12 protein-coding genes are annotated in these 15,566 nt (G+C 35.4%); all 12 read right to left on the bottom strand.

All coding sequences use genetic code 11. The annotated features are described in order from the left end of the window. Positions 1-286 precede the first annotated feature (286 nt). The 12 genes from galE to rfbA all read right to left on the bottom strand — a co-directional run bounded on the left by galE (position 287) and on the right by rfbA (position 15,564). The gene (gene galE, locus HKI82_RS16055; protein WP_171138536.1) at positions 287-1,258 is read right to left on the bottom strand and encodes a UDP-glucose 4-epimerase GalE; all 972 of its coding nucleotides are present in this window, start codon (positions 1,256-1,258) and stop codon (positions 287-289) included. Positions 1,259-1,264: 6 nt separating this feature from the next. Next, complete coding sequence (locus HKI82_RS16050) at positions 1,265-2,131, bottom strand: NAD-dependent epimerase/dehydratase family protein (protein ID WP_171138535.1); 867 nt, start codon at positions 2,129-2,131, stop codon at positions 1,265-1,267. Between the two features lie 10 nt (positions 2,132-2,141). Further along, complete coding sequence (locus HKI82_RS16045; protein ID WP_171138534.1) at positions 2,142-3,314, bottom strand: nucleotide sugar dehydrogenase; 1,173 nt, start codon at positions 3,312-3,314, stop codon at positions 2,142-2,144. Then, positions 3,311-5,704 carry a glycosyltransferase gene (locus tag HKI82_RS16040; RefSeq protein WP_171138533.1) on the bottom strand — a complete coding sequence of 798 codons (2,394 nt, stop codon included), beginning with the start codon at positions 5,702-5,704 and terminating at the stop codon, positions 3,311-3,313. The genes HKI82_RS16045 and HKI82_RS16040 overlap by 4 nt, the downstream gene beginning before the upstream one ends. 266 nt (positions 5,705-5,970) lie before the next feature. Next, positions 5,971-8,229 (bottom strand): N-acetylneuraminate synthase family protein, encoded by a 2,259-nt coding sequence (locus HKI82_RS16035; protein ID WP_171138532.1) that lies wholly within the window; start codon positions 8,227-8,229, stop codon positions 5,971-5,973. Further along, positions 8,229-8,909, bottom strand: a complete 681-nt coding sequence (locus tag HKI82_RS16030) for an acylneuraminate cytidylyltransferase family protein (protein ID WP_171138531.1) — start codon at positions 8,907-8,909, stop codon at positions 8,229-8,231. The genes HKI82_RS16035 and HKI82_RS16030 overlap by 1 nt, the downstream gene beginning before the upstream one ends. Before the next feature lie 7 nt (positions 8,910-8,916). Further along, complete coding sequence (locus tag HKI82_RS16025; RefSeq protein ID WP_171138530.1) at positions 8,917-10,155, bottom strand: CDP-glycerol glycerophosphotransferase family protein; 1,239 nt, start codon at positions 10,153-10,155, stop codon at positions 8,917-8,919. A gap of 1 nt (position 10,156) precedes the next feature. Beyond that, positions 10,157-11,536, bottom strand: a complete 1,380-nt coding sequence (gene cpsG, locus HKI82_RS16020) for a phosphomannomutase CpsG (RefSeq protein WP_171138529.1) — start codon at positions 11,534-11,536, stop codon at positions 10,157-10,159. Next, a complete protein-coding gene (locus tag HKI82_RS16015; RefSeq protein WP_171138528.1) occupies positions 11,533-12,936 on the bottom strand; it encodes a mannose-1-phosphate guanylyltransferase/mannose-6-phosphate isomerase in 1,404 nt (467 codons plus the stop codon). The genes cpsG and HKI82_RS16015 overlap by 4 nt, the downstream gene beginning before the upstream one ends. A 321-nt stretch (positions 12,937-13,257) precedes the next feature. Further along, positions 13,258-13,809, bottom strand: coding sequence for a dTDP-4-dehydrorhamnose 3,5-epimerase (gene rfbC, locus HKI82_RS16010; protein ID WP_171138527.1), 552 nt, complete (start codon positions 13,807-13,809; stop codon positions 13,258-13,260). A 6-nt stretch (positions 13,810-13,815) separates the two neighbouring features. After that, positions 13,816-14,688 carry a dTDP-4-dehydrorhamnose reductase gene (gene rfbD / locus HKI82_RS16005; RefSeq protein WP_171138526.1) on the bottom strand — a complete coding sequence of 291 codons (873 nt, stop codon included), beginning with the start codon at positions 14,686-14,688 and terminating at the stop codon, positions 13,816-13,818. Between the two features lie 12 nt (positions 14,689-14,700). Continuing rightward, positions 14,701-15,564 (bottom strand): glucose-1-phosphate thymidylyltransferase RfbA, encoded by an 864-nt coding sequence (rfbA, locus tag HKI82_RS16000; protein WP_171138525.1) that lies wholly within the window; start codon positions 15,562-15,564, stop codon positions 14,701-14,703. Positions 15,565-15,566 lie beyond the last annotated feature (2 nt).

The raw sequence follows: 15,566 nt of genomic DNA, 5'->3' as shown, positions 1-15,566 counted from the left end.
GGCCATTAGTCTAAGTATTTGGATGAACTTAGCTGATCAGATCGTAGATTGATGATTTAGTTCCATGATTTAGGAAACAAAGCCACTTTCGAGCAATGATCCTACAAAACTTATGACACGAAGAATATAGAAACCCGAGAGGCTGAATAAGGTATCACAGGGCATTAACTAAAAATAATGCACCTATATGATAATAATCACCTAATTTAATTCTATAGAACTAAGAGCCAAAACTTAATTCAATTAGAAAAACAATCGTTATAATAAAATGTAGATTAATCAATTGTTATAAGTTTTTTTGCCAATTCCAAGCAGTCTGAATTATAGACTCAATCGTATTATATTTGGGTTTCCAGTTTAATGTTTTAATAATTTTATCACTTGAACCAATCAAACTAGAAGGGTCTCCAATTCTCCTGCCCCCTTCTACTACTTTAAATTCGCACTTAGTGATTTTTTTCACACAATCAATAACCTCTTTCACTGTAAAACCCTGTCCATTACCTAGATTAAAAATATCACTATCATGACCAGAATACAGATATTCCAAGGCCAAAATATGAGCTTCAGCCAAATCTAAAACATGAATATAATCTCTTACAGCACTTCCATCCCTTGTATCGTAATCAGTGCCAAATATTTTAACATTATCCCTTTTACCTAAAGCAGCATCTAATACTAAAGGTATTAAATGAGTTTCTGGTTCATGATTCTCCCCTATTTCACAATCAGGGTCACATCCTGCTGCATTAAAATACCTTAACGATACAAATTTAAAGTTATAAGCGTTGGTATAATCCTTTAAAATATTCTCGACTACTAACTTACTCATTCCATAAGGATTAATTGGATTTTGTGGGTGACTTTCATCGATGGGTAGATATATTGGATTACCATAAGTTGCACAAGTAGAAGAAAATATAAAATATTTAACATCAAACTCTAACATTACATTAAGTAAATTTAACGTTGCTAACACATTGTTATGATAGTATTTTTTAGGTTCAGCGACTGATTCACCAACATATGCAAATGCAGCAAAATGCATTACAGCATCTATCTTATATCTTTTGAATATTAACCTTATTTGTTCCACATCAGATAAATCACCTAATATAAAGTCTCCCCACTTAACAAAATCTTCATGCCCATAAATTAAGTTATCTAGAACAATTGGGTTATAACCTTTATTAAATAATGACTTGCATGTATGACTACCTATATAGCCAGCTCCACCAACTACTAATATATTTTTCATAATATTCTAAATTTCCCAATTATCAATTTTACATTCATTTATAAAATCTTCTAATCTTCGTTTAGGTTTCCAACCTAACCCTCTTGTCTTGTCATCAATTACTTCAGCAAGCATTCTGTTACCCTTTCTTTCAGATAACATTTTAATTTTTCCTCCAAACATCTTGGCCACCTCCAAGATGGTGTAGCATTCAGGACTTCCTATACCATACTCATCACCATGCCCGTATTTACCAATTAAAAGAAGAGCATCAATTGTATCATCTACATGAGTAAAATTTCGCACTTGAGTTCCAGGAGAGACAACTGTCAATTCTTCATTATTCCTCATTTTTTCTTTAAATAAGGCAATAAGTGTTGCATATTTACCTGATTGTATCTCCCTCGGGCCATAGACATTATAAAAATATGTAATGGCATAATCGATACCAAACCATTCCGCATAATTTTTTACTAACGTAGTATTTGTTGATTTACTCCATGCATAGGGACTAGCATTAGCGTTTTCTCCAGAATCACCAAACTTTGTTGAACTTCCAGCATAAAGTAATTTACACTTATGCTTTCTAACAAACTCCAACACAGCATAAGTCCCTATTTTATTAAATTCCAATACTTTTTCGATATCATCAAAACTCTGCTCAACCCTAGAGTATTCCCCTAAATGAAAAACTATATCTGGAGAAAAATCTACCAAAGAACTAATATCTTTAGTACTACCCTTTATGTATTTCACATTTGAGACATGATTGCTTTCATTTCCAGTAAAATAGTTATCTAGAGAATAAACTTCACACTCATTATCTTGAGCCAGCCTCTCACAAAGATGACTTCCGACAAAACCAGCACCACCTGTAATTAATATTTTTTTCATAATTAAACTTCTAAATATCACCTTTTAAAATATCACGTGTGTATATTTTTTCTTTGACATCAATTAATTCATCAGATGTCCTATTAGCAACAATCACATCAGCTACAGACTTAAATTCAGTTAGGTCAGCTATGACTTCTAAGCCCTCATATTCAGACTCTTTCATTATTGGTTCAAATATAACAACGCGTACATTATTTTCAACTAAATTAGAAATTATATCTTGTATAGCTGCACTTCTAAAATTATCACTGCCAGATTTCATAATAAGCCGATAAATACCTACTACTTTAGGTTTTTTATCTAATATTCTACTAGTAATAAATTCTTTTCTAATTTCGTTAGAATCCACTATAGCATTAATCAATTTATTAGGCACATTTTTAAAGTTTGCTTTTAATTGTTTAGTATCTTTAGGGAAACAATAGCCACCATATCCGAATGATGGATTATTATAATGAGAACCTATTCTTGGATCCAAACCCACACCAGATATAATATCTTGTGTATTCAGGTTATATATTTCCGCATAAGAATCAACCTCATTAAAATAAGCCACTCTCATAGCCAAATAACTATTAGAAAATAATTTAATAGCTTCTGCTTCTGTACTATCTGTAAATAAAATCTGAACATCTTTTTTTATGGCGGATTCTTTAAAAATATTAGCTAATACTTTAGCTCTTTCCGACTTTTCACCAACAATAATTCTACTAGGGTAAAGACTATCGTATAAAGCATTTCCTTCACGTAAAAATTCAGGGCTAAATAAAATATTATCAGTGTCAAAATGTTTTTTCACTTTCTCAACATAACCAACTGGAATCGTTGACTTTACAACAATAATAGCTTTAGGGTTTATTCTTATGACATCTTCAATAACATTTTCTATGGATGATGTATCAAAACTTCCCGATACCTCATCATAATTGGTCGGTGTAGCTATAATAATAAAATCTGCACCTTTGTATGCATCCTCTTTATCTAAAGTAGCTCTAAAGTTTAATTTCTTATTTTCCAAATAATCTATTATTAAATCATCATTAATAGGTGAAATATTATTATTTAATAGTTCAACCTTTTCTGGAATTATATCAAGAGTTACAACCTCATTTTTTGTTGCTAATAAAATAGCGTTACTTAAACCTACATACCCACTTCCTGCTATAGCAATTTTAGTCATGATAAGACTCTCTTCCATATATTTTTTAATCTAAACTTTAAAGCTAATTTAAATCTCAACACGGTTAACTTAACCAATTCTGAAAATGTTAAATCACCTACTGTATTAAAATGACTATTTTGTGCATTTATATTTTTTGTATTTATATTTTGTGCATTTATATAAGACGTGTTGCTAATAATATTATTAATCCTAGATGAAAAGATTCTAGGTTCACTACAAAATGCAATACGATCAATTGCTTTTTGATAGTCAGATGATTTAAATTCACTATCTATCATTTCTTTCAATTCTGTAAGAATTCGGCTAGCATTATACTCATAAAAAACTTTCACTGTCTTATAACCCTTGAAAACTGAATTCCAACCGACTGTTTTATAAAACATTACTTTTTTCTTCAATTTTACGGCTTCTATAACTGTCAATGTCATAGGATCATCTATAGATGAAACAAATAGCATATCTGACTTATTCAATATTTTTAAAGTTGTATTAGAATCAAGTTCTCCTAACCAATGAAAATTCATTTTATCCAAATCTAAATGTTTAGATGCTTTTGTTTTCCCGCCAATCCAATAAAAATCGTATGGTAATTGCCATTCCTTTGATAAGGATGCTATCTCATCATACAACCGCAGACCTTTTCTAGGTTGAGCAGAACCTATCATGACTATTTTTTTATTTTTCACATTTTTAGGAAAATCAATATAATGACTATCTCCATCTAATGCAGAACTAAATTTAAATAAATCATCATAATAGTTTGGTATAGTTTCATATATCACTTGCGCATTTTTTACACCAAAAGAATTAGACAGATACTGTTTTTGTTGTTCAGATACACATAACCAAGTAACCTTATTTTTAATTTTTTCTAATCGGCCAGAAAATGCTTTATTATTATTTTTCTCAAAATCAAATACAAACTCAGTTTCGTGACAATATAAAAACACTTTTCGACCTTGTTCAAAAAACAGATCGATCAAATCAGATATTGACCTGTATCTGACTAAAACAGCTATACTGTTAAAAATAATTATTTCTGAAGAATCATTATTAGCATAATATTTAGCTGGTATATCTTTTGTTAGTTTATGTATTTCCAAATTTACATTTAAATTATTATTCCTTAACACATTGGCATATGTCAGTATAGATTTAGCGACGCCTGTTTTGAAGGAAAAATCATTACCATATATTGATACAGATTTAAATCCAGGATTATCTAAACTTTCATTGATTACATTAGAGTCTAATTGGGAATCTATCTCAAAGTTAATATTATTGGGTTTTATCGATTCATTACTCACTGTTAGGATTTTATTATATATAAATGATTCACGATCAAACTCCTCTATATAATGTTCTAATCCCTTCCCACCTACAACCTCTTTTAAATCGCAACCTTTCAATATATTTTTCAAATTATACTCATCGGCATAAGATATTTTATTATCATATATTTTTGGAAATCTAATTTTTATTTTATTAGATTCAAAAAATATTGTTCTAATTCCCATGCTATATGCTTTTAGAAAATATGTTGAATAGTATGTAAGCATGACATCTGATTTTTCCAAATAAATGGAAGCATCTGAATCTTTATCCAATAAAATAACATTATCAAACTCACTTATGATAGTTTTTATCTTACAAATGATTCTATCAGTTGTGCTAGGATGTGGTTTATAATATACCTTGAAGTTTTTAACATTAATTAGTAATTTTCTTAGTTCTAATTCCCAATCTTCCAACGAAATTTTTCCTTGATCAACTAAACATTGATCAGAAAAGAAAATATTATTTACTTCCCTATTTACTGAGTTATTTTTATTAACGAAAAATTCGCACCCTACGACTCTAATACTCTCTCCGTTAATATTATGTCTGGATATGATTTTTTCTTTCATATCCTTGCCCCAAACAATAATATTTTCAGGTTTAGTTGCACCAAAATAATAATTTTTATCTTCGAGATATAAATCATAACCATCTTCAACTTCAAACGACAACCATCCGTCTTGAATTAAAGTCCTATTCGAATTATGACTTTTGAAATATAAAGATACTGCCTTCCCTCTATTAGATGAATCGTTGAAAATGACTAAATTTGAATTACTAACATCATCAAATAGAAAATACCTTTCTAAACAAGAGTATATTTTTTCAACAGAAGAACCTTTAAATAAAGATTCTTTAAAACTGTTCTCAATAAAATCAACAATATTTATTATATTTAATTTATCGAAGTCTTGATGTTTTTTCAACCATTTAAATATAATATCATTCCAGTCAATGTAAAAAATACAAACATCTTCTAAATAGTCAGAAAAATAATTTATTGCTAGCTCTAATTGATTCTTACTTTCAACATAAATATAATTTTTCATTTAATCCCTTCATAAAATCCTAATCGAACGTATTTATTATATAGTTCTTAAATTACATACTGCATTTTAACAAACTAAGCCTAATTTCAAGAACCCAATGAATATAGTTACCTCATAGGAGAACGTTTGCTATTTTTAATGTCGGATATCCACTGATAAATAACAAGGATATTCTTACTATCGAAAGCTCACGCCGCAGATTTAGCTCTATTAATTCACGTAAAAATCTGTAAAAACATAATAAATAGCTAAAATTATAAATTTTTCTAGTCTAAATTTATAATATTTTCCAACCTATTCAAACTATTCCAAAAGCCCTCACCATTATTTTTATGGCCTTGCCAGATTTCTGGAATCCAGGTCGATTTAGGTGCATTTTTTATTAGAGCATCAAAAACTGGTACGAAATCTAACTCTCCGTCACCAATTTGTAACCCTTCACCATCAGCACCTTTTGCATCAGAGATATGATGATGAGCAGAATATTTGGCTACATGACGCGTGAACTCATAAAGGTCCCACTTGTAATAGTTACAAGCTAATGCCGTATGGGATAAGTCAAAACAAATTCTTGAGTTATATTTTTCACAGAACTCAATGATCTCATCCTGATCTACAAATAAGTTGTGGTATTGTTGGCCACCGAAGTGCCAAGGGAATGGAGGCATTGTTTGAGGAATTAGCTCAACACCTTCTGTATCCAGCTTAGAGAAAGCATCTGCGACTTTATCGTATAAAGCTTGACGTTCTTCTGCAGGTACAAAGCCTTCTGATGTAAAGCCACCACAGTTTACAACGATACAAACTCGTTCATTTTTGTTTCGGAAATACTGCTTAACATCGCGAGCCATATCGATAACACGCTGCATATGTTTAATAGACTGCTGACGATACTCTTCATCCGCCGAACAAAGGTCAAGCACGTGATCGTTTTCAAATAGTTCAGGAGCATGAATGGCTACGTCCATATCGTACGAACCAGATAAGTAATCTTTAATATCTACACTAAGGTCTTTATAACTTAAGTGGAATTCGATCATCTCTAATTCACCACCTTTGCAAATTGTTGCAAAGTCATGGTAACGAACTGGAATACCGTATTTTAGAGGAAGCTTATATTTTTGAGCCTGAACAACAGTTCCGTCAATGTCACTTTGGTATAGGAAGTCATTTTTGGGAATATCACGGACAGCGACACGATTAACCAGTTCGGAAAGCTTGTAAGGAGCAAGGCCTTTACCTGGTGATTTAATCGCCAGCATATCTTCAGTTATGACATCGCCTTTCTTGATGTTGACATCCGCAACGACGCTTTTCGCCAGCGTTTCACGGTTCATCATTTCACCTTGAGTGATAGTTTTCGAGATATTAGGGCTGCCCAGAGACTCTTCCACTGCACGAATAGCTTTAACCATCTCTTTAAATTCTTCAGGAAGCAGACTCACCTTGTGGTCATTACCTTCCATTGATTTATCAACGGTAAAATGTTTTTCTACAATTTTTGCACCAAGCGGGATACTTGCCACAGGAATCGCATAGCCACGCTCATGGCCAGAGTAACCAACCACAGTACGACCTAAGGTTTTAAGGCGTTCAAGGTATGTTAAGTTAACGTCTTTGAACGGAGCTGGATACGTCGAATTACAGTGAAGAAGAGCAAATGAAGCGGACTCTTTCTCTAACAGTTCAACAGCAGCTATGATTTCCTGCTCGACACTCATACCTGTCGATAAAATTAACGGTAGTTTTTTAGCGGCTAAGTGCTTTAACAAACGGTGATTGGTTAAATCAGCGGAAGCGACTTTAAATCCAGCTACACCAATTTTTTCCAATTTATCAGCACTTGCTTCATCAAACGGTGTACAAAGAGCCAAAATACCTTTTTGCTTACAGTAAGCGAATATTTCCTCAAACTCGTCATCCGATAGCTGGAAACGTTTTAGTAAGTCGAGAACGTACTGTGCACCTAAATCCTGTGACGCATCATCATCATCACCAGCATTATTGTACATTGAAGCCATGTCACGCATCTGGAACTTCACACAATCAGCTCCAGCATCAACAGCTAAATCAACCAGCTCTTTTGCTAACTTAAGTGAACCGTTATGATTATTACCAATTTCAGCAATAATGAAAGATGGTTCCTGATCACCTATCTTACGCCCGGCGACTTCTATAACTGGCTCATCATTACCGATAACACCGACCAGTAAATCAGATTTATCCAGAATTGGAACATTTTTTATTTTTGTTGATAGCAGGTTATACCCGTTGGAAATAGGCTGATCATTATAGATATATAAAAAATCTTTATTGGTCGCATTAATTACCGGAGCATTCAGGTCCTGACTTTTTTCGATTAAATAGCGGCGGACATCACCATCAGCCAAAGCACCAACTACAGCTTCATTATGATCAACAACAAACAATATCTTGGTTTTTTTCTGTGATAATTTTTCTAATGCCTGAAGTAAGGTAGCTGTATGATTTATTTTAAAGCTATCAGTATCTCTATTAATATACATTATTTATTACTCATTAATTCTTCGATAATTTTAAAATCAACAGGTGTATCTATCTCATAGCCTGTTTCTTCTTCCATAATATGAACTCCGACCTTACCATTTAAGCGGCATTTAGTGCTGAGTAAGTCTTCCGTCTTCATGATATATATAGACCCATTCTCTTGGTATTCATGAATTTCCTGACGCATTTTTCGGTTATGGGGATCATAATTAACTGGGGTAGCTAAGCCATTTTCATCAGTACGCCACAAAAATTTATGATTCTCCACTACACTTAATGCGCTATCAAAATTCCCTGATAAAACGAGTTCAAGACAGTCGGCAACATCAGAATTCTTGCGGATAGGGCTAGTACACTGTAAAAATACAACATGTGACGCTTTAACGCCATTAGCCTCTAATTCTTGAACAGTATGTATCAACGCATCTTCAGATGAGGCAAAGTCACCACTAATGTCTTCAGGGCGTTTAATGACTTCAGCACCATACTGCAATGATACTTGTGCTATTTCATCACAATCGGTACTTACAATCACTTTGTCTACCTTCTCTGTAGCTAATGCATGCTCAATGGAGTAGGCAATCAACGGCTTATTATTAAGAGGTTTTATATTTTTTTTGGGTACACCTTTAGATCCACCTCTTGCTGGAATAATCGCTATAACCTCATTCTTTTCCATACTTACCTCATAATTTAAATTTTTCTTTTAGAATATCTATAGATTTTCCGCTTTTAGAATCACATTGTTTTATGTATTCTTCACAGAACAATTCATATTTGTTTTTATCTAATTTTAAATATTCATTGAAATTTGAACCATCAAAATTATCACTATCAATAACTTTACAGTTCAATCGTTCGGAAAAGTCATAAACCCTTCTTATATCATGATGATGATTCATCAAATCATTAGTAAATATAACTATGGGTTTATTTCTATATACAGCAGAATAGATACAAGTAGAATAATGCGTCAAAACAGCCGAGCTATATTCGATCAGTTCTTCCGTTTTGTTTTTAACGCATTCAAAAGTCCCAAAGTTTTTAAAATATTCTTCGTTAGTCCTTGGGTGAAGCGCAACAACAACTTTTTTGCCTGTCGTTTTTTCTATTTTTTCAAAAAACAACTGTAGTGACTTGTAGTAATCTTCGGCATATTCTAAATAATCAATACCAAGCCTACTGGCGTCTCTATGTACCGGCAATGCCTGATCGATAAAAACAAAGTAGTCCTCATCGATAACTCTGGGCAACCCTTCCTCGCGGCAAACTGTACAATAATGTCCTATTTTTATTTGGTTGGATGCATTTCGAACCAATTTGTAAGACAAATGATTTTTCGCACCACTTGTAATCAAATAAATACTTTCATTTAATTGAGTACCACTTGCCAGAGGCTCACCAGTAGCACCTACATTCTTTGTTATCACTACAGGAGTTCTAAAAACTACTGGGCTTTTAGCATTAAAATAGTCGATACAATGCCCCAAAAATCCGGATAACCCTTTATGTTTTAAAACCCAGAAAACTCTGTCAAATAAGCTATTGTTGCGCAGATCCGCTTCGAAAAAGCTCTCAGATTCAAGGTCAACAATAGGAAGACTAAATGTAGTATCACATACAAGTTTAACGCCCTTTGCTGCTAAGCGACGCCTGATATAATCTGCTATTCCATCAGACGTAGGAACAAAAGCAATATCGTTTTCATTTATGATATTGATGATTTTTTTTAAGTCATCAATATCGTTACAAACAAAGTCTATTTCTACTTGAGCATTGTCAACTTGCGTATCTTTGTCTCGATCATTTATCAAGTCGTATATATCAACAACTCTGACCTTCACATCGCCTTTTAATAACTCTTTTAGAATCCAATAATCATTTAGAGGGCTCAAAGAAGCAGAAAAATAATATACTTCTTTCATTTTAGCCTCTTAAAATACTTAAAATATCCTGAGTTTTCTTTTCCATTAGTTGTATATCGGCTTTAGACTCAACATTTAACCTTACAACGGGTTCCGTATTAGAAGAGCGCAAATTAAAGCGCCAGTCAGCAAACTCAAGGCTAATCCCATCTGTTTCATCAAAAACTAGTGCATCTGCTTTGTATGCATCTAAAACTCGGGCAATGGCCTCTTTCGGATTTTTAAGCTTAGAGTTAATCTCACCAGAAGATGGATAAGCTGCAATACGCTCAGAGACGGTTTCAGAAAGCTTCATGCCTTTTACGGATAGAAGCTCTGCCACCAGCAACCAGGGAATCATTCCCGAATCACAATATGCGAAATCACGGAAGTAGTGGTGAGCGCTCATTTCACCACCGTAAATGGCATCTTCTTTGCGCATACGCTCTTTGATGAAAGCATGGCCAGTTTTAGACATCACCGGCACACCGCCAGTATTGGTCACCACATCAATCGTGTTCCAGCTTAAACGTGGGTCATGAATGATTTTTGCACCTTGTTCTTTCTGTAAGAAAGCTTCTGCTAGTAAACCAACAATGTAGTAGCCTTCAATGAAGTCACCGTTTTCATCAAACAGGAAGCAGCGGTCAAAGTCGCCATCAAATGCGATACCCATATCGGCTTTACGCTCTTTTACTGCATTCGCTGTATCTGCACGACATTCAGGTAAAAGTGGGTTAGGAATGCCGTTCGGGAAGTTGCCATCTTCGTCGTGATGAACCTTGATAATTTCCAGAGGAATATTTAGTCCAATAAAACGTTTTTCTAGTTCATCAATTACATGGCCAGCGGCACCATTACCAGAGTTAATCACCAACTTCATCGGTTTGATATTTGTTGGTGTAATGTAATCCATTAGGTGGTCTACATATTCTTTCAGCAAAGATACCTTTTTAAAGTCACCTTTTACTTCAACATCCACAAACTCATTCTTTTGAGCTAACTCTTGTATTTCACGCAAACCAGTATCACCACTGATTGGTTTTGAACCTTCGCGAACCAATTTCATACCGTTGTAATCCATTGGATTGTGACTTGCTGTGACTTCAATACCGCCATCAACACCAAGATGGAAAGTTGCAAAATAAATCTCTTCGGTACCAGTAACACCAATATCAATAACGTTGACACCAGCATCTATTAAGCCATTAGCTAACGCCAGCTTCAACTCTTCACTGGTTAAGCGAACATCACCACCGACTACAACCGTTTTATCTGAATCGCTTTCACTCTTGAGAAACTGACCGTATGCTCGTCCAATTCTGTATGAAATATCGGTATCGAGTTCAGTACCTAATTGCCCACGAATATCATAAGCTTTAAAACACGTTAGTTTTTTCATGATTCTTTTCCCTCGAAACGCACTACATCATCTTCATTTAGGTATGAACCGGATTGGATTTCAATCAGCTCTAGTGGAATCTTGCCAGGATTCTCTATCATGTGATTCATTCCAACAGGAATGTATAACGATTGGTTTTCGGTGATAACTTTTACTGAACCATCAAAAGTCACTTTCGCTGTACCAGACACTACAACCCAATGCTCAGCTCTATGGAAATGCATTTGTAGTGACTGCTTTTTACCTGGCTCAACCGTAATGCGGTTTACTTTATAACGTTCACCTTTATCAATTGCATCAGACTTACCCCAAGGACGATAGCTTTCACGGTGATCTCTGTATTCAGCTCGGTTTTCGGCTTTTAAATGTTCAACAATCTTCTTAACTTCCTGGACTTGATTTTTGTCCGCAACCAAGACAGCGTCTTTAGTTTCCACAACAACAATGTCTTTCAAGCCAACAGCGGCAACCAGTTTATTGGGTGCGTAGATATAACAATCTGATGTACCACTTAAAATAGCATCGCCTTGGCACACGTTACCGTTATCATCTTTATCTGAAACTTCCCACAGAGCAGACCAAGAGCCAACATCACTCCAACCGGCATCCATCGGAACAACGACACCATGTTTAGTATGCTCCATCACAGCATAATCAACAGAGTCATCAGGGCACTTTAAGAAATCTTCGACACCAACACGGATGAAATCATAGTCATGAGAAATTCCTCTCATTGATAACTCACACTGACGGTAGATGTCTGGAGAATATTGTTTTAGTTCATTAAGGAACACAGAAGCTTTAAACATAAAACAGCCACTGTTCCAGTAGTACTCACCGCTGTCTAAATACTGCTGCGCAACTTCCAATTTTGGCTTTTCAACAAAAGCGTTAATTTCACAGGTTCCAGAAGTAACTTCTCCACCACGGTGGATATAACCATAGCCAGTTTCAGGCGCTGTAGGGACAATACCAAACGTTGCCAACTTCCCAGCTTCAGCTTGTTGCAAAGCTTGAAGAATAGCGCTTTGAAAAGCTGCTTTATTTTTCACAAAATGATCGGCAGCCAAAACAAGCATCACAGGGTCATCCCCTTGCTCTATTGCAGTAAACGCCGCTAAAGCTATAGCCGGAGCTGTATTTCGACCAGCAGGCTCAAGAATAATTCTTGATTTTTTGCCATACGTTCGAATTTGCTCAGCAACGACAAAACGATGGTCTTCATTAGAAATAATGATGGGTTCAGCCGCTTCTAAACCATTCAAACGCTCTATGGTTGATTGGAGCATAGTAAGCGAGTGTTGGTTATCAAGAGAGAGAAACTGCTTCGGAAAAGCAGAGCGGGAAAGAGGCCAAAGCCTTGAGCCGGAGCCACCAGCCATAATTACAGGAATAAACATACTTATATCTTTAACTAATAATAAAATTTTGTTTTAGCCACTTTGTTCTCTAAGTAACTAATGGAATACGTATAATTGGTATAGTGATTTTATAACCAATTATATGTATTTTAGATACGCTACCGCCCTTAGGTCTCGCCCCTAAAAGCGTTAATTTTTGTGATTACGTTTACTGTACGTATTTTTTGTGGGCAGAGTTTAAACCAAATCGACTGATGATGCGACTGCTTACAAAGTATTGCTCTCACTTGCAAATAACAGTGCCCAGTGATTGGAATACACCCTCAGTCCAAATCATTGATATAAAAAATCATATCAGTTTTATAGTGTTACAGCCCTCTTAAGGAGCACACCACTGCGATCCTTTTCAGCTAGAGTTGGTAATTCTCCTAAGTAAAGAGGCCATTCAATCGCCAAATCAGGATCATTCCACACAATAGAATGCTCTGCAGAAGGGTTATAAAAATCTGTACATTTATAAACAAACTCTGCTTCTTCACTTGTGACGTAAAAGCCATGAGCAAAACCCTCAGGGACCCAAAGTTGCTTTTTATTTTCAGCAGATAAATATTCTCCTACCCACTTTCCAAAAGTTGGAGAGTCTTCACGAATATCCACCGCCACATCAAACACTTCACCAGATATAACTCTTACTAACTTTCCTTGAGTGTTTTCTGTTTGGTAATGCAACCCTCTTAAAATTCCTTTTCTCGATTTGGAATGATTATCTTGAACAAAAGTCGTCGGCTTGCCAGTTACCATCTCTTCAAACCGCTTTTGATTCCAAGTTTCCATAAAAAAGCCACGTTCGTCACCAAACACGGTAGGTTCAATAATTTTCACATCTGGGATGTTTGTATCAATAACTTTCATCGTGCACTACTTATAAGATTGAATGTTTTCTAAAGCAGCCATCCAATCACTTGGCTCTATACCAAATTGACGGCCAATTTTGCCACAATCTAGTCGAGAATTTGCGGGACGCTTTGCTGGTGTTGGGTAGTCAGAAGTTGGAATGGAACCTAGTTGAGGCTGATTTTCTAATACACCTTTCTTTACAGCCAGCTCAAAAATCTTCGCTGCAAACTCATACCAGCTTACATAAGGCATGCCAGTGAAATGATATATCCCCCACTCCGGTTGAAGCCCTTGCTCAACAGACTCAACCATAGTTATCAAGGCTTCAGCAATATCGCCGGCATGAGTCGGCCCACCAAATTGATCATTCACAATACTAAGATGGTCTCTTGTTTGAGCAAGACGAAGCATAGTTTTAACAAAGTTATTGCCATGCTCGCCGAACACCCAAGCAGTGCGTAAGATAAGATGCTTATCGCAGCACTGTGCGACAGCCAACTCACCTGCCAATTTAGTTTGGCCATAAACACCTTGAGGAGCCGTTATATCTGTTTCCACATAAGGTTGCTTACTTTCGCCGTCAAACACATAGTCAGTTGAAATATGAAGCATAACAGCGTTAATTTCTTGTGCTGCAACAGCTAAGTATTGAGGGCCAGCACAGTTAATAGCATTAGAAAGCTCAACTTCTTGTTCAGCTCTATCTACTGCGGTATGCGCCGCGGCATTAATGATGTAATTGGGCTTAAAGTCTGTAACTGTTTTTATTACAGCTTGTTGGTTAGTGATATCTAGCCCTTCGTAGTCAAGGGCTAGAACATTAGCTTTATTTTTCAGGCGCTCAGTAAGGCAATGACCGACTTGACCGTTACATCCTGTGATTAAAATTCTCATTATTGACCTTAGTTATTTAATCAAAGAGTCTAAGTACTGACCATAAGCATTTTTTAACATAGGTTTAGCAATGGCTTTAATTTGCTCATCCGTTAACCAGCCATTTCGCCATGCAATTTCTTCTAAACACGCCACTTTTAAACCTTGTACGTGTTCAATGGTTTGCACAAACGATGACGCTTCATGCAAACTTTCATGCGTACCAGTATCTAACCAAGCAAAACCACGTCCCAGTAATTCAACATTCAACGACCCATCGTTAAGATACATTTCATTAATGGTAGTAATTTCCAGCTCACCACGAGCTGAAGGTTTAACCTGCTTAGCAAACTCAACAACGCGTTTGTCATAGAAATACAAACCAGTCACAGCGTAGTTGGATTTAGGTTGAACTGGCTTTTCTTCGATAGAGATAGCTTTCATGTCATGGTCGAACTCAACCACACCAAAACGCTCTGGATCTTTAACTTGGTAGCCGAATACTGTTGCACCATTCTCACGCGAAGCTGCACTTTTCAGTGTTTTACTAAAAGACTGACCATAGAAAATGTTGTCACCCAGTACCAAGCATACAGAATCATTACCTATAAATTCTTCACCGATAAGGAATGCTTGTGCTAGCCCGTCTGGGCTTGCTTGAATGGCGTATTGCAAATTGATACCAAAATCACAACCATCACCCAAAAGGCGTTTAAAGCTTTCGTTATCTTCTGGAGTTGTAATAATTAAAATATCTTTAATGCCCGCTAACATGAGCGCTGAAAGAGGATAATAAATCATCGGTTTATCATAAACAGGAAGCAGTTGCTTAGAAACGCCGCGTGTGATCGGATATAACCGAGTACCAGAACCACCAGCAAGAATAATTCCTTTCATTG

The sequence above is a fragment of the Vibrio plantisponsor genome (genome assembly GCF_013041605.1).
GTDB classification, from domain to species: domain Bacteria; phylum Pseudomonadota; class Gammaproteobacteria; order Enterobacterales; family Vibrionaceae; genus Vibrio; species Vibrio plantisponsor.
This window is presented reverse-complemented; position numbering and strand designations above follow the sequence as displayed.